Source organism: Collinsella sp. HCP28S3_G2 (assembly GCF_052065125.1).
Lineage (GTDB): Bacteria > Actinomycetota > Coriobacteriia > Coriobacteriales > Coriobacteriaceae > Collinsella.
In genome coordinates this window covers 1-17,395 of record NZ_JBQHUO010000003.1, presented here as the reverse complement: position 1 = coordinate 17,395, position 17,395 = coordinate 1, and the positions used below count along the sequence as shown (strand labels likewise).

Annotated in this window: 16 protein-coding genes and 1 pseudogene; 15 read left to right on the top strand and 2 right to left on the bottom strand. The window is 59.8% G+C overall.

Going from position 1 to position 17,395, the window contains the following annotated elements; all coding sequences use genetic code 11:
* The first annotated feature begins 2 nt into the window (after positions 1-2).
* From ACTNB2_RS02995 to ACTNB2_RS02985, 3 genes are all read left to right on the top strand, one after another.
* Positions 3-866 (top strand): phosphatase PAP2 family protein, encoded by an 864-nt coding sequence (locus tag ACTNB2_RS02995; RefSeq protein ID WP_441042291.1) that lies wholly within the window; start codon positions 3-5, stop codon positions 864-866.
* A gap of 45 nt (positions 867-911) precedes the next feature.
* Entirely contained in the window at positions 912-1,937 is a 1,026-nt protein-coding gene (locus tag ACTNB2_RS02990; RefSeq protein ID WP_441042289.1) for a threonine aldolase family protein, read from the top strand.
* 78 nt (positions 1,938-2,015) lie between these two features.
* Positions 2,016-2,606: a GNAT family N-acetyltransferase gene (locus ACTNB2_RS02985; protein WP_118238204.1), complete on the top strand. Its 591-nt coding sequence runs from the start codon at positions 2,016-2,018 to the stop codon at positions 2,604-2,606.
* 21 nt (positions 2,607-2,627) lie between these two features.
* On the opposite strand, the gene ACTNB2_RS02980 is transcribed toward ACTNB2_RS02985, so the two are convergent.
* Positions 2,628-3,350 carry a GntR family transcriptional regulator gene (locus tag ACTNB2_RS02980; RefSeq protein ID WP_441045709.1) on the bottom strand — a complete coding sequence of 241 codons (723 nt, stop codon included), beginning with the start codon at positions 3,348-3,350 and terminating at the stop codon, positions 2,628-2,630.
* A gap of 206 nt (positions 3,351-3,556) precedes the next feature.
* Between ACTNB2_RS02980 and ACTNB2_RS02975 the strand changes: the two genes are divergently transcribed.
* The 9 genes from ACTNB2_RS02975 to ACTNB2_RS02935 all read left to right on the top strand — a co-directional run bounded on the left by ACTNB2_RS02975 (position 3,557) and on the right by ACTNB2_RS02935 (position 12,745).
* Positions 3,557-4,549, top strand: a complete 993-nt coding sequence (locus ACTNB2_RS02975; protein ID WP_117648180.1) for an SIS domain-containing protein — start codon at positions 3,557-3,559, stop codon at positions 4,547-4,549.
* Positions 4,550-4,796: 247 nt separating this feature from the next.
* Positions 4,797-5,915 carry a DMT family transporter gene (locus ACTNB2_RS02970; RefSeq protein ID WP_441044924.1) on the top strand — a complete coding sequence of 373 codons (1,119 nt, stop codon included), beginning with the start codon at positions 4,797-4,799 and terminating at the stop codon, positions 5,913-5,915.
* Between the two features lie 183 nt (positions 5,916-6,098).
* On the top strand, positions 6,099-7,022 hold the full coding sequence (locus ACTNB2_RS02965) for a PTS mannose/fructose/sorbose transporter subunit IIAB (RefSeq protein WP_427719486.1): 924 nt from the start codon (positions 6,099-6,101) through the stop codon (positions 7,020-7,022).
* A gap of 36 nt (positions 7,023-7,058) precedes the next feature.
* Positions 7,059-7,853, top strand: coding sequence for a PTS mannose/fructose/sorbose/N-acetylgalactosamine transporter subunit IIC (locus tag ACTNB2_RS02960; protein WP_154518546.1), 795 nt, complete (start codon positions 7,059-7,061; stop codon positions 7,851-7,853).
* A 113-nt stretch (positions 7,854-7,966) separates the two neighbouring features.
* Positions 7,967-8,701 carry a PTS system mannose/fructose/sorbose family transporter subunit IID gene (locus ACTNB2_RS02955; protein WP_441044925.1) on the top strand — a complete coding sequence of 245 codons (735 nt, stop codon included), beginning with the start codon at positions 7,967-7,969 and terminating at the stop codon, positions 8,699-8,701.
* A gap of 198 nt (positions 8,702-8,899) precedes the next feature.
* Positions 8,900-9,883 (top strand): SIS domain-containing protein, encoded by a 984-nt coding sequence (locus ACTNB2_RS02950; protein WP_441042281.1) that lies wholly within the window; start codon positions 8,900-8,902, stop codon positions 9,881-9,883.
* Positions 9,884-10,039: 156 nt separating this feature from the next.
* Complete coding sequence (locus tag ACTNB2_RS02945; RefSeq protein WP_441015582.1) at positions 10,040-10,669, top strand: HAD family hydrolase; 630 nt, start codon at positions 10,040-10,042, stop codon at positions 10,667-10,669.
* 206 nt (positions 10,670-10,875) lie between these two features.
* Positions 10,876-11,883: a YitT family protein gene (locus ACTNB2_RS02940; protein WP_441042279.1), complete on the top strand. Its 1,008-nt coding sequence runs from the start codon at positions 10,876-10,878 to the stop codon at positions 11,881-11,883.
* Between the two features lie 142 nt (positions 11,884-12,025).
* Positions 12,026-12,745 carry a GntR family transcriptional regulator gene (locus ACTNB2_RS02935; RefSeq protein ID WP_441042277.1) on the top strand — a complete coding sequence of 240 codons (720 nt, stop codon included), beginning with the start codon at positions 12,026-12,028 and terminating at the stop codon, positions 12,743-12,745.
* 24 nt (positions 12,746-12,769) lie between these two features.
* Here the strand turns inward: ACTNB2_RS02935 and ACTNB2_RS02930 are convergent.
* Positions 12,770-12,835 (bottom strand): annotated as a pseudogene (locus ACTNB2_RS02930) (hypothetical protein); the annotation flags it as partial.
* 330 nt (positions 12,836-13,165) lie between these two features.
* Here ACTNB2_RS02930 and ACTNB2_RS02925 point away from each other — a divergent pair.
* The 3 genes from ACTNB2_RS02925 (at position 13,166) to ACTNB2_RS02915 (ending at position 17,013) form a co-directional block, all read left to right on the top strand.
* Positions 13,166-15,142, top strand: coding sequence for a RecQ family ATP-dependent DNA helicase (locus tag ACTNB2_RS02925; RefSeq protein ID WP_441042275.1), 1,977 nt, complete (start codon positions 13,166-13,168; stop codon positions 15,140-15,142).
* Between the two features lie 2 nt (positions 15,143-15,144).
* Positions 15,145-15,900, top strand: coding sequence for a GntR family transcriptional regulator (locus ACTNB2_RS02920; protein WP_427747837.1), 756 nt, complete (start codon positions 15,145-15,147; stop codon positions 15,898-15,900).
* Positions 15,901-16,044: 144 nt separating this feature from the next.
* Entirely contained in the window at positions 16,045-17,013 is a 969-nt protein-coding gene (locus ACTNB2_RS02915) for an SIS domain-containing protein (RefSeq protein ID WP_441042273.1), read from the top strand.
* The last annotated feature ends 382 nt before the right edge of the window (positions 17,014-17,395 follow it).

The following is a 17,395-nucleotide window of genomic DNA, read 5'->3' as shown; positions in this document are numbered from 1 at the left end:
GCATGTTCGGGTACATCTATAAGAAAGATGCCGCTGCTATCGCGGTTATCCTTGCCCTCTGCCTGGGCGTGGGCAGTTTCTTCGATTATCAGATCTCGAGCGCGCTGTTCAACATCGGCAGCGTGTACGGCCGCTTTATCGAGGCGGCCGGCGAGCTGCCGTTTGAGCTGACGGCGAGCGTCGCGGGCGTTATGCTCGTGCGCGCGGTGCGTCCCGACTCCAGGGGGAGCAAATGGCTCGCCGTGCTCGGCATCCTCGTCAATGTTGGCCTGACCGGCTACGAGATCGTTTCGTCCCTGAGGGTTGGCGGCAAACTCATCGCGGCTCAGTTGGTGCTGACGTTTGTGCTGGCCATCGTCGCCAACCTTATCGTCTATCGCCTCACGCGCACGACCGAGCCCGACGAGCTCACACGCTGGGCGCTCATGGTGCTTGCCGTGTGGGTCGCTCAGGCTATCATCCTCAACGTGATCGTCAAGCCGCTGTGGTCGCGCCCGCGCATGCGCGTGGTCGAGGTGACGCCGGGGCTCGAGTTTCAGCCGTGGTGGGTGATCGGAAACCCCGACAAGCGGGCCTATATTGCCGCCGGTGTAGTCAAGGACGGCTTTAAGTCGTTTGCGAGCGGACACGCGGCGCACGCGGCGATCGGCCTTATGCTCGCCGGGCTTCCCGCAGCGGCCTTTAAGGAAAAGCCGTCGCGCCGTCGTGTGGTCTTTTGGACGGCGGCTGTGGTTGTGGCGTTCGTCGCGTTTGGCCGCATCGTGATCGGAGCGCACTTTTTGAGTGATGTGAGCTGCGGTTTTGCTCTGGTGCTGGCACTTGAGTGCCTTGCCGCGCGCATTGCCTATCCCAGCGGCGTACAATAGCTCCGTTTGAATCATCTGGCCGATACCCGGTAAGAGAGGATTGCCATGCTCGCGTTTAACAACGATTATTCCCACGGCGCACACCCGGCGGTGCTGCAGGCGCTCGTCGACACCAATATGGAGCCGCAGCCCGGATACGGTACCGATGCACATACCGAGCGTGCCAAGCAGCTTATCCGCGAGGCCTGTCAGGCCCCCGATGCCGACGTGTTTTTTCTGGTGGGCGGCACGCAGGCCAACGCGACGGTGATCGACATGCTGCTCGCGCCGTACGAGGGCGTCGTTGCTGCCGAGACTGGCCACGTCGCCTGCCACGAGGCGGGCGCCATCGAGTTTGGCGGCCACAAGGTGCTCACCATCCCCGGCTACGAGGGCAAGATGCACGCCGAGGACCTTGAGAACTATATCCAGGTGTTCTACGAAAACGAGAGCTACGAGCACACGGTGTTCCCGGGTGCCGTGTACGTGAGCCTATCGACCGAGTACGGCACGCTGTACTCCAAGGCCGAGCTCGCGGCGATTCACGCAGTGTGCCAGAAGCGCGAGATTCCGCTGTTTGTGGATGGCGCCCGCCTGGCCTATGCGCTGGCGGCCGATGAGTGCGACATTACCCTGCCCGAGCTGGCGCAGCTGTGCGACGTGTTCTACGTCGGCGGTACCAAGTGCGGCGCGCTCTGCGGAGAGGCTGTGGTGTTCTGCGGTATGCACGCCCCGGCTCATCCCATTCCGCGTATTAAGCAGCATGGCGCGCTGCTTGCCAAAGGCCGCCTGACGGGCGTGCAGTTTGAGGCGCTCTTTACCGACGGCCTGTATTTTGAGATTGGTCGCCAGGCGATCGAGACGGCTCAGGCGCTTCGTCGCGTGCTGCACGAGCGCGGCTACCAGTTCTTTTTGGAGACGCCGACCAACCAGCAGTTTGTGATTCTGCCCAACGAGGACATGGCCCGCATTCGCGAGCATGCCTCGATTGAGTACTGGGAAAAGTACGACGAGACCCACACGGTGGTGCGCTTTTGCACCAGCTGGGCCACGACGCAGGAGGACATCGACGCGTTGGCGGCTGTTCTGTAGCCTGATGTAGTGACAAGGGGCTGCCCTGCGCCTGAGCTTGGCGCAGGGCAGCCTTTGTTTTTGAGGGGGAAGGGTTGTATGACCGAAATGTCCGAGCCGACGATTCGCCTGGCGACGCCCGACGATGCGCCGGCGTTGCTTGCCATCTATGAGCCGTATGTGCGCCAGACGGCGATTACCTGCGAATACGAGGTTCCGAGCGTTGAGGAGTTCGCCGGGCGTATCGAGCGTACGCTCAAGCGCTACCCGTATTTGGTGATGGAGCTGGACGGGCGTCCGGTAGGCTATGCCTATGTGAGCCCGCTCAACAGCCGCGAGGCATACGACTGGTCGGTCGAGACGTCGATCTACCTGGCGCGCGATGTGCGCCACGGCGGGCTGGGCCGCAAGCTGCACGATGCGCTCAAGCAATGCCTGATCGCGATGGGCATCACCAACATGTGTGCGCTCATCGCCGTGCCGCACGACAAGGACGACGAGTATCTGACGCACAACAGTCAGGATTTCCATGCCCATATGGGGTATCGCCTGGTGGGTGCCTTCGACCGCTGCGCCCAAAAGTTCGGTCGCTGGTACGACATGTGTTGGATGGAGCTGGTCCTAGCCGAGCGCACGCCCAACCAACCCAAACCAACCTGGTTCCCCGACCTCCCCAAACCTACCATTTAGGGACAGGTTTATTTTGGCAGGTTAGCCGATGGGCTCGGTGTATTTGGCGCGGTCGGTGCGTTGGATGCGCTTGGAGACATGGAGCGGTCGGCCGTCGGTGTCGTAGACGTAGTCGGTGATCAGGATCAGCGCCTGCCCGCGCTCAACGTTGAGCAAAAACGCCTCATTTTGCGAGGCATAGCACACCTCAAAGGTCTTATGCCCCTGTGCCGGTGCGCGATGGAACTCCTGTCGCAGCGTGGCGTAGAGCGAACCGTTGATATCGCGATCGATGAGCGTCTCGAAGCTTGGCGGCAGGTAGGTGGTCTCCAGGCACAGCGGCGCGTCGTCCAGGTAGCGTAGGCGGACAAGTTTGACGAGCTTGCTGCCCACGGCGGCGTCAAAGAACTTAGCTATGCTGCCGGCCGCCTTGGCAAAGCCCGAGTCCACGGTGCGCGTGGTGGGCTTCATGCCCTGGCCTTCGACCTGCTTGGTATAGCTCGAAAACACCAGGTTGTTCTCGTGGAGGGGGGGGGTGGCGGGCACACTGGCCCCCCGCCCGCGCTCGGTGCGCACCAGGCCCTCATCAACGAGCACCTTAAGGGCGTGGCGTACGGTGCTGCGTGACAGCCCCGATTCGTCCATGAGTTCCATCTCGGACGGCAGCTTGTCTCCGCGCGCATACGTGCCGGCAGCGATGCGATCGCGCAGCGTGCCCGCCAAGCGCTCGTATTGGGTCAGTTTCTTTTTAGATGTGACGCCCATATTGCCAACCTATATCTAACCTGTATGCTTACCTAAGCAAGCATGTATTTAATAAAACAATAAAACTGCTGTTAGCGAGCTACCGAAAACCGCAGCAGCAAAATTTCTAAGACAAATATAGCATACAACTAGTCGACATAACCAAAACATGTATGTAACTTGTATGCCTGTGATGAGCATCAAACGAGAAGAAAGGCTGATGCACGATGACTACTCAGGAACAGGTTAAAGATGTCGTCTCCCAGGTTTTGGCCGACAAGGCAGACAAGGGCGGCATCAAGCGCGTCGTGTGGATTGGCGCCGGCGGATCCAACGGCGGTAACTATCCTGCCCAGTACTTTATGGAGCACGAGGCCACGCAGGTCGTGAGCTCCAGCTACACCAGCAACGAGTTCGTGCACGCCACGCCCGCCTATGTCAACGAGAACACCTTGGCCGTCGTCGTGTCCATGCGCGGCACCAAGGAGACTATCGTCGCCGCCCAGGTGGCCAAGGACCACGGCGCCAGCACCATCGCTATCTATGTCGACGAGTCCGCCCTCACCGAGGTCTGCGACTACAAGATCCAGTACGACAGCCTGGCCGTCGACGAGTCCTGCATGGGCCGCACCAACTCCGCCGTCGTGACCATGATCGCCATGGAGCTCACGCAGCAGACCGAGGGCTATGCCGAGTACGAGACCGCCATGGCCGCCTTCGACTTGGTCGACCCCATCTATCGCAAGGCCGTCGAGTACACCCGTCCGCTTGCTGCCAAGTGGGCCGAGCAGAACGCCGACAAGCCCTGCATCAACGTGATGGCTCAGGGTCCGCTCTTTGGTGCCGCCTACGTCTTTAGCATCTGCAACGTGCAGGAGATGCTGCAAATCGACTCCTGCACCATCAACACCTGCGACTTCTTCCATGGCCCCTTCGAGATCCTGGACAAGCGCACTTCGCTGTTCCAGCTCATCAGCGTCGGCCGCAGCCGCTGCAACGACGAGCGCGGCATCCGCTTCGTCAACCAGTACGGTGGCGAGCGCGTCTATCAGCTCGACGCCAAGGAGCTCGGCCTCAACGACATCAAGGACAGCGTGAGCGAATACTTCAACCACCTGATCTTCGCGCCGATCCTCAACAACGTCTACATGCGCGCGCTCTCTGCCGTCACCCACAAGGACTATATGACGCGCCGCTACATGTGGAAGCTCGACTACTAGGGGATAGAGCGGCCTAACAGCTCGATGTCCTCATAAGTTGCGGTGGAATAGTTCCTGTTTGGGGGCTTGAAGCCTCTATTTAGGAACTATTTCACCGCAACAGCCAAATGATCCGCTGGGGACGGAGGAAAACGGATCACTGACGCAGACCAGCCCCTCAGTGATCCGTTTTCCTCCGTCCCCAGCGGATCATTTTCCGTTCGGCGATTTGTGGCTTGAAAATTGTATATAACGACTATAACGTAGTATGAAACATATTGGAAACAATACCGAGGAGGCTGCGTTGAAGAAAAGCGATCTGGGCTATGTGCTGGTGCTGATCGCCGCGCTTATGTGGGGCAGCATCGGAATCTTTGTAAACGGCATCTCGGCCATGGGCGTTTCGTCCCAGAGCATGGCTGCCTTTCGCTTGTTGGTCGGAGCGCTTATCTTGGCGCCGGTCCTGATGTTTATGGGCTGCCGCCCAGGTGAGGGGTCTACCGTGGCTCAGGGTCCGCTGGCCCTGTTCAAGGCAAGCCCTAAAGAGCTTGTTCCCTGCGCGCTTGTCGGTATCGTCGGTTTGGCCGCCGCCAACACCTGCTATTACGAGTGCATGGGCGAGGTGGGCATGTCCACGGCCTCGGTGCTGCTCTACACCTCGCCGGTGTTTGGCGTCATGCTCGGCCGCGTGCTTTATCGCGAGGACGTGACCCCTAACAAGCTCGTTGCCATTGTCTTTAACATCGTTGGCTGCGTGCTTGCAGTGACCAATGGCGACCTTTCCGGTTTTCATTTTTCGGTTTGGGGCGTCACGTCGGGTGTGATTGCAGGCCTTTGTGGTGCGTCGCTCGCGGTGTTTAGCCGAATAGCAACCAAGACGGTCCACCCGCTGGCAGTCACGTTTTGGGGCTTTGTTTTTGGCGGTGTGGTTATGGCAGCTATCGCGGCTCCGTGGCCGGATGTCGCCGCGGCAATGTCGCCACAGCTGCTGCTGCTGTTCCTTGGCTTTGGACTCATCCCCACAGCCGTGGCTTACATCTTATATATGCAGGGTCTGTCCATGGGGCTCGAGACGTCGAAAGTTCCCGTCGTAATGTCATTCGAGACAGTTGTCACCGTACTGCTGGGCATTGGTGTCTACGCCGAGCCCGCCGGCGCGATCAAAGTCCTGGGCATCGTGCTGGTGCTCGCGTCCATCCTGATCATGAACACCGACTTCTCCAAGCTGCGCAACAGTGTGTTTGTCGGTCATGTCATTGAGAGCATGACCTTTAAGCCCAACGCGTGGTGGACGGAGAAATCGCAGGACATGGATCTGTTTAAGGAACGCACCGGCATCGCGCTGGAGCCCACCGTACAGGAAAGTCCCTGGTACTTCGTGCGATAGGGAATTGCGTGCGGCATCCGACCTGGGGTTATCCAGCCAGTGCCCGCCTACCCAGCCCCAATGTTTCGAGCACGTTAAACCCGTAAACGGTCGATTTTTAACCGCGAACGGTCTTTATACTAATTATCAATGTAAGTAGCGTATAAGACGTTATAATGACCATAACGAAAAGGAGGAGGCAAGATGAATCAGATCATTCTCGCATCTCATGGCGGCCTGGCCGCAGGCGCCAAAGACACGCTCGAGATGGTTCTCGGCGACGTGTCGAACGTCCACGTCGTGTCGCTTGCTCGTGACGACAAGGAGCCCATCACCAATAAGGTGGACGCCATGATCGCCACGTTCAACGCGGACGATACCGTCTATGTGCTGACCGATATGCTCGGCAGCTCGGTCAACAACAGCATGGTCGAGCTTTCCAAGAACGGCACGAAGTTCACGGTTGTCAGCGGTTTCAACATCCCGCTGGCGCTCACGCTCGCTATGAGCCCCGCCCCCGTCAAGGGCACCGAGCTCGCGGCCCTCATCAACGAGGCCCGCACTGGTCTGACCAACCCCAACGCACCGGTCGAGGCCGTCGCGGCTCCCGCCAAGAAGGCCAAGGCGTCCCGTCACAGCTCCGGTCCCGCCAAGATCGTCCTCGCACGTCTTGACTACCGTCTGCTGCACGGCCAGGTCGTCTTTACCTGGACCACCAAGGTTCAGGCCGAGCGCATCATCGTCGTCGACAACGCTGCCGCCAACGATGACATCAAGAAGGGCGCTCTTAAGCTGGCCAAGCCCCAGGGCGTGCGCCTGAACGTCTTCACCGTCGAGCGTGCCCTCGCCAAGATGGACAAGCTCAACACCCTCGGCGAGCGCGTCATGTTCGTCTTTGGCAACACTGCCGAGATGCTGCAGTTCTGCCAGGGCTACAAGCTCGACGCCATCAACCTGGGCGCCACCGCCAACCACGACGGTGCCGATCAGGTCGGCGGCAAGGACAGCTCCGTCTTCCTCGACGCCACCCAGAAGGCCGACATCAACCAGCTGCTCGACATGGGCATCAAGCTCTATGTCCAGCAGACCCCCACGTATCAGAGCGTCGACATCGACGCCAAGCTGTAGTCAACCAGGCTTTTGCCTGACTGAAAGGAGAAGGGTATGAATACGTTCATCAGTGCGGTGCTCGTCGGCCTCGTCGGCGTGTTCTGCATGTGGGACTCCCGCCTGCTCGGTCGTCTTAACTTCGAGCAGCCCCTCGTTGGCGCTACGCTCGTCGGTCTGCTGCTGGGCGATGTGCCCACCGGCCTTGCCGTCGGTGCCGCCGTCGAGCTCGTGTCCATGGGCCTGGTGCAGGTCGGTGCTGCCGTTCCGCCCGATATGGTCCTGGGCGGCATCGTGGCCGCTGCCTTTGCGTGCCTGACCGATGCTTCCGCCGAGACTGCCATGACGATCGCCATCCCGGTCGCCGTCCTGGGTCAGCTCCTCGGCATCGTGTTCCGTTCCATCATCGCCGCCCTCACCCATGTGGCAGATAGCGCGATCGATAACGGAAAGTTCAAGACCGCCTACCGTATGCACATCTGCGTCGGCACTGGTCTGTACGCCGTCATGTACTTCCTGCCGATCTTCCTCGCCGTCTTTGTTGGCACCGACCTGGTTCAGGCCATCGTCAACATGGTCCCCGAGTGGCTGTCCACTGGTCTTAACGTTTCGACCAAGATCATGACCGCCTACGGCTTGGCCCTGCTGCTCACCATGATGATCAAGAAGGGTATGACTCCGTTCCTGTTCATCGGCTTCCTGCTCGCCGCTTACCTCAACCTGTCCGTCATCGCGGTCGCTCTGATCGGTGTGTGCCTGGCTGTCGTCTTCATGGGCTTCAAGTTCAACGGTTCCCATGCAGCCGCCGGTGTCGATTCCGACTACGATCCGCTCGAAGACGACGAAGACTAAGGAGGAACACACTATGGCAACCGCAACCAAGGACGTGTCCCTGAACAAGAAGGTCAGCCAGTTCTTCTGGCGCTCCTGGGGCCATCCAGGCCTCTTGGAACTACGAGCGTCAGATGAACATGGGCTTCCTCTATGGCATGGTTCCCACGCTCGATCGCCTCTATCCGGATGAGTCCGACCCCAAGCAGCTCGCTGCCAAGAAAGAGGCTTACCGCCGTCACATGGCGTTCTACAACTGCACTCCGCAGACGAGTGCATTCGTCCTGGGCCTCGCCGCCTCCATGGAGGAGGAGTACGCCAAGGATCCCGAGAACTTCGATCCCGATTCGATCAACGCGGTCAAGACCTCCCTCATGGGCCCGCTTTCCGGTATTGGTGACTCCTTCTTCCAGGGCACCATCCGCGTTATCGCCTTTGGTCTGGGCGTTCAGCTGGCTCAGCAGGGCTCCATCATGGGCCCGATCCTGGCCATGCTCATCTCCATCGTGCCTTCCGTGCTGATCACTTGGTTCGCAGCCAAGATGGGCTATCAGGGCGGCCACGAGTACCTGAGCAAGCTTCAGGGCGGCGACCTCATGGAGAAGCTCATGTATGTCTGCGGCATCGTGGGTCTTATGTCCGTGGGCGGCATGATCGCTACGCTGATCGGCGCTACCACCCCGCTGCAGTTCGCTGACGGCACCGTCGTGATCCAGGACATCCTGGACGGCATGATGCCCCAGATGATTTCCCTTGGCCTCACCGGCCTTATGTACTGGCTCATCAAGAAGAACGTCAACACCGGTTGGCTTCTTGTGATCGCCATCGTGGGCGGCATCGCCCTCTCCGCGGCCGGCATCCTGGCCTAGTCGCGCCCAAGCGTCTAACCGCTTTCCCCGGGGAGCCTGCCTGGCATCCCATACCCCAGGCAGGCTTCCATCCCTAAATGTGTCAAAGGGACAGTCCCTATGTCACATCTTCAATGGGCCGGCGACTCGGTCCAAATCACGGTAATCCTGCGCACGTCCGGCAAAGTGGCGCCGCAAAAATCGAAAGGAATGTGTCAGATGTACGAGATCGACCTTAACCTCCCTAAGCAGATCGTCGCTGACGTCCTGTCCAACCACGAGATCCACAGCGTCGCCTTCGTTGGCTGCGGCGCTTCCATGTCCGACCTTTACCCCGCCAAGTACTTCCTGGCCAACAACACGGACAAGCTGAACGTTCAGATCTTCACCGCAAACGAGTTCAACTACGACACGCCCTCCTGGGTCAACGAGCACACCTTCGTGATCACCTGCTCCCTTGGTGGCTCCACGCCCGAGACCGTCGAGGCCAACAAGACCGCCAAGAAGCACAACTGCCCGGTCGTCTCCCTCACCAACAAGGCCGGCTCCGCTCTGACCGTCGACGCCGACCACGTCATCATCCACGGCTTCCACGCCAACTACGCTGCCAAGTGCGAGAAGCCCGGCTACGCCATCGCTCTTGCTCTCGAGATCCTTCAGCAGACCGAGGGCTATGACCACTACGAGGACATGATCACCGGCCTCACCAACGTCTTCGAGCTCTGCGAGAACGCCGCTCAGTCCGCCAAGGGTCTTGCCAAGCAGTTCGCTCAGGACTTCAAGGACGACAAGATGATCTACTTCATGGCTTCCGGTGCCTCCGAGAAGATGGCTTATTCTCACGCCGCCTTCCTGTTCACCGAGATGCAGTGGATCGACGCCGCTGCCTACAACACCGGCGAGTACTTCCACGGCCCGTTCGAGGTTTCCACCGAGGGTAAGCCCTACGTCTTCTTCATGTCCGATGGCGCTACCCGTCCGATGGACGCCCGCGCCCTCACCTTCCTCAAGCGCATGGGCGCCAAGGTCGCTCTGATCGACTCCAAGGACTACGGCCTGGCTGACGCCGTGCCCGCGAGCGTTGTCACCTACTTCAACCCGCTGCTGCACCTCGCCGTTATGCGTGAGTACGGCAACCAGATCGCCGAGGCCCGTCAGCACCCGCTGACCATGCGTCGCTACATGTGGAAGCTTTCCTACTAATCACAAGTAAGTAGACCTTACGGGTTGATTGAAAGGGGATGGGGTTTTCGCCCCGTCCCCTTTTTTGCTTTGGGGGCGTGTTTGTCGCGCCGCAAACCCCAGATAAAACCTACCAAAATAAACCTGTCCCTTTTCGGCAGGTGGAAGGAGGAGCGTATGATCAAGGCAGTGCTGTTTGACATGGACGGCGTGCTGGTCGATACCGAGTGGTTCTACAACCGTCGCCGCGTGGCGTTTATGGAAGAGAAGGGGTTCCACTTTGACGAGATCCCCGACCTTTCGGGGTCTAACGAGCCGGCCATTTGGAAGGCGCTGGTGCCCGACGATGTTGAGCTGCGTGAGCGCCTGCGCGTGGAGTACAAGCAGGTCTACAGCCCTCACCACCCCGTTCCGTATGCCGAGCTTCTCAACGAGCAGACGGAGCCGGTGATGCGTGAGCTGCATGAGCGCGGCGTGAAGTGTGCCATCGCGAGCTCGTCCTATCGCGAGCTGATCGACGAGCTTGTGGAGATTGCCGGCATCGCCGACGTGCTGGACTACACCATCAGCGGTCACGAGTGCAGTGCGTTTAAGCCCGACCCCGAGATCTACCAGCGTGCCATGGAGGCGCTGGGGGTGGAGCCTTCCGAGTGCCTGGTTATCGAGGATTCGCCTCTGGGCATCGAGGCTGGCAAGCGCTCTGGCGCCCGCGTCCTGGCGCTGCGTCCGCACGAGGGCGTCAACCTGGACCAGTCTGCCGCCGACGTTGTCATTGACAATCTGTGTGACATCCTACCTGCCATTTAGGGACAGGTTTATTTTGGCAGGTTTTATCTGGGCAAATGCCGAATTCGCCGTGAAGGGATCGCTCTCTTCACGGCGTTTTTCTTTTGAGCGGCCTCACGGTCCTTCTGATGGTTGTCGAGAGAGGGTGAATTGAGGCGCCCCCGCACGCTCCATGCTACAATCGCGGGCATGCCCCACAACTATATCTGCCTTCGAAAGGAGCCTGCGTGGCGGATGCCATCGATCAGCTCACAGACCGCGTGCTCGTACTCGGCCGCCTCACCATCGTCCGCCGTGCCATTACTGCCGTGGCAGTCACGGTCTCTGCCGTTCTCCAGACATTCCTGATCCAGGCGTTCATTTGGCCCGCTGACCTGCTTCCGAGCGGTCTTACCGGCGTCGCGGTCCTTCTCGATCGCGTTACCTCGCTAGGCGGCGTTCACATCGACATCTCGCTCGGTATGCTCGCACTCAACATCCCCGTGGCGCTCCTATGCTGGAACGGCATTAGCAAGCGCTTCGTCATCTTCTCGATGATGCAGGTCGTGCTCTCGTCGCTGTTCCTCAACGTCTTTCACTTCGCTCCATTTTTGGGCGACAAGATCATGCTCATCATTTTTGGCGGCGTGGTCTCGGGCCTGGGTGCTGCCATCGCGCTTAAGTCCGGCGCATCCACCGGCGGCACCGACTTTATTGCGCTGTGGGTCTCCAACCACACAGGCAAGACCATCTGGGGCGTCATCTTTGGCTTTAACTGCTTTATCCTGGCAATCTTTGGTTTTATGTTTGGCTGGGACAAAGCGGCGTATTCCATTGTGTTTCAGTTTATTTCGACCAAGACCATCGACAGTTTCTATCGTCGCTACGATCGTGTGACGCTGCAGATCACGACGCGTAAGGCAGACGAGGTCATGACTGCCTACGTAAACCATTTTCAGCACGGCATTAGCTGCGCCGAGGTCGTCGGCGGATACAGCCGCGAGAAGATGTACCTGCTGCATACCGTTGTCTCGACCTACGAGAGCCAGGACATTATCAGGCTGGTATGCGAGGTTGATCCCGGCGCCGTGATCAACGTGTTCCACACGCTCAACTTTGTGGGCGGTTGGTGGGGCGGTCATGTCGACGAACCCATGCCCACGGCCGTTCCCGATCCCGACAAGCCCGCACGCATGGCCAGCAGGCAGGTGCGCCTCAGCGAACAGGACAGCTTGCAGCAGGACGACGGCAAGTAAGGTATTTGGCATTTTGCCGGCTCTGCTCAATCCTGTCCCTTTTTGGTAGGGAGGGTGTATCGTTTTATCGTTATGAGGTAACATAAAACTAGACGTTATATACGTATTTGTTATTCCGATATTTCGATAAGAGTGATTAGATATGCCTGCACCCAAAAATGCGCCGCTGTACCAGCAGATTTACGACGAAATCAAGGATTCGATCGAGAAAGGTGTTTATGCACCCAAGGAGCGTATCCCGTCCGAGCTTGAGCTTGCCGAGCAGTACGAGGTGAGCCGTATTACGGTGCGCCGCGCCGTCGAGGAGCTATGTTCCGATGGCTATCTGGTTAAACAGCAAGGCCGTGGCACGTTTGTCTCCACGCCGCACATCAACCGCCAGTTTCATGCCTCGATGCTGCAGACGTTTACCGCGCTGTGTGCCGACAATGGCATGAAGGCCGGCGCGCATGTGATCGATCGCCAGATCGTTCCGGCGCGCCAAAACGAGATGGAGTTCTTTGGCCTGCAGAAGGATGCGCTGCTGCTGCATATCAAGCGCGTGCGTACGGCCGACGGCGAGCCTATCTTTGAGGAGAACATCTTTGTGCCCTTTGACGCCTACCGTGAGCTGTTGACGGCCGATCTTGAGGACAAGTCGATTTTTGCCGAGGTCGAGCGTGTTGGTGGAACGCCGATTGCCTCGGTTGGCTACCGCACGGTCGAGGCCGTTCGCGCCAATGCCGAACAGGCGGCCGAGCTGGGCATCGCTCCGCACGATCCGCTGCTCAACCTGCGTGCCGGCTTTACCGGTCCCAACGGCGAGTCGGTTTTGCTCGGCAAGCAGTATTACGTGGGTAGCCGCTACGTCATGGTCATATAAGTTACGCGGTTTTACCAAACCGCGTAACGGCTCGACGCTACGCCTTTGGTTCCGCCGTTCTAACGAACGGCGGACCGGTCGACGCTGCAAACGCCCCTAAGCGGCAATCTGACGTTCAATCGTCGGTCGCGTACCGAAGTACGCTTCCCTCCTCTTTCACGTCACCTTGCTCGCTTAGGGGCGTTTTCGCTGACTTATGCTCAACCAGCGACGTTTCCGCGCTTGTCAAGAATGTCCCCAATGACTACCCGCAGAATGAGCGTGGATAATCTCCCGTTTTTTGCTTGGTGACGGGCTCAAAGTGGGAGATTATCCACGCTCGTTCCCATCGGATTACATTGCCCGTGGCCGGCAGCCGTGCGGCACCGGTCCGCGTGGCGGCGTATAATCGGCGGCAGATGACTTGGACGTTAGGAAACCATGACCGATAGCATGCAGCAGATGGCGCTCGATACGCTCGGCGCCTATTTTGGCTACACCTCGTTTCGCCCGGGGCAGGACCGCATGGTCGATGCGATCCTTGCCGGCCGCGATGCGTTGGGCGTTATGCCCACGGGCGCCGGCAAGTCCATTTGCTACCAGGTGCCCGCGCTCATGCTGCCCGGTATCACCTTTGTGGTGAGTCCGCTGCTGTCGCTTATGGAGGATCAGACCCGTGCATTGCTCGCGGCGGGTGCGCGACCCAGCTATCTCAACTCCAGTCTTACTCCGGCCCAGCAAAACACCGTGCTCAAGCGGGCGCGCGAGGGCCGCTACCAGCTTATGTACGTGGCGCCCGAGCGTCTGCTCGAGCCGCGCTTTTTAGCTTTTGCGCGGGAGGCCGCCGCCGGCATTGGCGTGCCGCTCGTGGCCATTGACGAGGCCCACTGCGTAAGCCAGTGGGGCCAGGATTTCCGTCCCGCCTACCTGCAGATTCGCGAGTTCATCGATTCCCTGCCGCAGCGCCCCATCGTGGCGGCCTTTACCGCTACGGCGACCGAGCGCGTGCGTGCGGACATTCAGCAGATGCTCGGCCTGCAAAACCCCGCGACGGTGGTGACGGGCTTCGATCGCAAGAACCTCTACTTTGGCTGCGAGGAGATGGGCGACAAGGCCAAGGCCGCGTGGGTGCGCGACTATGTGATCGCACATTCGAGTGAAAGCGGCATCGTGTATTGCTCGACTCGCAAGACCGTCGATGCGCTGGCAAGCGAGCTTGCCGAGGCGCTGGGCTCCAGCGGCATTCGCGTTGGCCGCTACCATGCCGGCATGGGCAACGACGCCCGCCGGCAAAGCCAGCGCGCCTTTATCGACGACGATATCCAGGTAATGGTTGCCACCAACGCCTTTGGCATGGGTATCGACAAGCCCAACGTGCGTTACGTGATTCACAACAACGTGCCCGAGAGCATCGAGGCGTACTACCAGGAGGCGGGCCGCGCCGGCCGCGATGGCGATCCAGCCAGCTGCCATTTGCTGTGGAACGGCAATGATTTTCGCATGCGTCGCTTTTTGATCGATCGCGGCGATGCTGCCGACGAGGCGCTCGATGACGAGCAACGCGCGTGGGCGCTCCAGAATCGATACCGCCTGCTCAGCCAGATGGAGGGCTACTGCAATACCACCGGCTGCCTGCGCGAATACATGCTGCGCTACTTTGGCGACGAGGCTGCGGCCGAGCATACCGACGCGGCCGGTGCTAGCGGTGCCGCCACGGACGACGCCGAGGGCTGCGGCAACTGCAGCAACTGCCTCACGCAGTTCGAGGTCGAGGACGTCACCGATATGGCCCGCGCTGCCGTGCGCTATGTGGCTACGCGTCCCATGCGTTTTGGCAAGTCGCTGATCGCCGACGTGCTCCACGGCGGCAACACCGAGCGCATTCGCCAGATGCATCTGGACGAGGACCGCGGCTACGGTGAGCTGTCGAGCGAATCGGTCGGGCGCATCAAGGATATCATCGGGCAGCTGTGCGGCCGCGGCTATTTGGCAACCTCACAGGGACAGTACCCGGTCGTTGGGCTGGGCCCGCGTGCCGGCGAGGTCGAGGACGAGGCGTTTGCCTTTACCGTTAAGCGTCGTGCATCCAAGCGCAAGGCCTCGGCCCGCGCTCGCCGTGCGGTGGATCTGCTGCGCGAGGAGGCCGAGCTGGATCAGCGCCCGCGCGTGGGCGACGATGCCGAGCTGTTCGAGCGCTTGCGGGCACTCCGCAAGGAGATTTCGATCGAGCTGGAGATGGCGCCGTACATGGTCTTCTCCGATAAGGCCCTGCGCGGTCTGTGCCGCCTGCGCCCTCAGACGCGCGACGAGCTTATCCGGGTCAACGGCATTGGTGAGAAAAAAGCCGACGCCTTTGGCGAGCAGTTTATGGCGGCGATTGAAGAGTTTGAATCCGAGCATGCACGGGATGGAGCGTAACGATGGTAGCCGATAGCAAGACCGACCGTACTGACGTGTCCGCCGTGCCGCTGTACCAGCAGGTTATGGACGACCTAAAGGGCGAGATCGCGCGCGGCGTGTACGCTGCCGGCTCGCGCATTCCTTCCGAGATGGAGCTCGCGAAGTCCTACGGCGTGGGGCGCATTACCGTGCGTCGCGCCATTGAGGAGTTGTCGCGCGCGGGATATCTCAACCGTCAGCAGGGGAGGGGCACGTTTGTGTGTGCGCCCAAGCTCAAGCGCAAGATTGTCCAGAAAGGCGACGTCCAGAGTTTTACCGAGGCCTGCGCTGCCAACGACATGGCGGCCGGAGCGCGCCTGGTGTCGCGCACGGTGGTTGCGGCGACGCGCGAGGACGCGGCGTTTTTTGGCGTGGAACCCGGCTGCGAGCTCATCGTGGTCGAGCGCGTGCGCACGGCCGATGGCGTGCCCGTCATGCTCGAGAACAACGCCTTTGTGCTGGCCGACCATCCCTATCTGCAGCAGCTTGCCGACGAGGACCTCACCGACAATTCGATTTTTGCGCTCGTTGCCGTGCATTCGGGCCGCGCACCGCTCAAGTCCGATCCCTGTACCGTGGAGATCGCGCTCGCCGATGCTCAGACGGCCCCGCTGTTGGAGGTACCGGTCGGCGAGCCGCTCTTTTATATGGAGGCGTACTTTACCGATGCGGACGAGCGGCCCTTGCTGCTCGGGCGCCAAAAGATCGTGGGGTCGCGCTACGTGTTCGACATCTAACGTCCATAGATAGAACAATACAGAACAAGTTTGGTGAAATGAATTCACCTGCGACAGCTTGCGTGCTATAAATAGGACAACATAGAACGACCGCAGGTACGAGCTGTCGCCGCTCAAAGCCGCCACACAGGGAGGAATGTCACCGTGAACGCACACGATCTGGTTCAGGTAATTATCGAGCGCAAGGGTAAGATCGAGAATGTCTTTTGGATCGCCTGCGGCGGTTCGATGATTGACCTTATGCCGGCCAATGAGCTGCTCAAGCGCGAGGCAACCACGTTTACCTCGACGGTCTACACGGCGCGCGAGTTTTGCCTTATGGCCCCCAAGAGCCTAGGGCCGAAGTCACTCGTCATCGCCTGTAGCCACAGCGGTAACACACAAGAGGTCGTCGACGGCTGCGAGATGGCGCTGGCCGCCGGTGCCGAGGTCGTGACTATGACTGACTACGCGGGCTCCAAGATCGATAACGGCAAGTGGACCACCTGGGTTTACCCGTGGGGCAAGGGCGAGTCGCAGGCCGAAGTTCCGCAGGGCATCGGCGCTCTGATCGCCGCCGAGCTGCTCGACCAGCAGGAGGGCTACGAGGCGCTCGCCGACATGTACGCCGGCCTTAAGCAGATGGACGCACTGCTGCCCGCTGCCCGCGAGAAGGTCAACGCCGAGCTGGGCGATCGCTTTGCCGAGCTCTGCCAGCAGCACAAGTTCTTCTATATCCTGGGCTCCGGCCCCAACTTTAGCCAGACCTACGCCATGGCCATCTGCTCGCTCATGGAGATGCAGTGGCAGCACTGCTGCTACATCCACTCCGGCGAGTATTTCCACGGTCCCTTCGAGGCTACCGAGCCCGGCGTGTTCTACTTTGTGCAGCTTGGCGCTGGTGAGTGCCGCCCCATGGAGGAGCGCGCACTGGCATTTCTCAACACGCACACCGATACAGTTATGGTGCTCGATGCGCTTGAGTACGGCGTGGGCGAGGTGCCTGCCAGCGTGCGTTCGTACCTGGAGCCGATCTTCTTCTATGCGATGAGCTGTGAGCTGCGCGCCGCCCGCGGCAAGGTATTTGACCACAGTCCCGAGGTTCGCCGCTACATGGGCGTCGAGCAGTACTAGGTAACGGGGAACGCGATTTTTCATGACGGGGCCTTCGCCAAGCGCGGGCCCCGTTTGCGTTACGGTGCCCCTTTCTGTTTGTCGAAAACGAAGTCAAATACTTTTCCCGAGAAGTGAACGACCTATTTTGGACCCCCGAAGCATCGACATTTTTTGACGCCAAAACAGCAGGAAAATCTTAATGAAACTGCAGGAAATGGTCTCCACAAAGTGTCGATGCTTCGGGGGCTCGTTTTTGCTCGTTCACTTTTCGGGAAAAGTATTAGACCTAAATCTGCAAGCGTGTCGCGTGAGTCAAAAAGCGGGGGGCGGCGGGGGGGGTTGGGGGGGGGGCGCGGTTTATTTTTTTTGCTTTTTTTTGTTTTTTGATTAAAACCCGGGC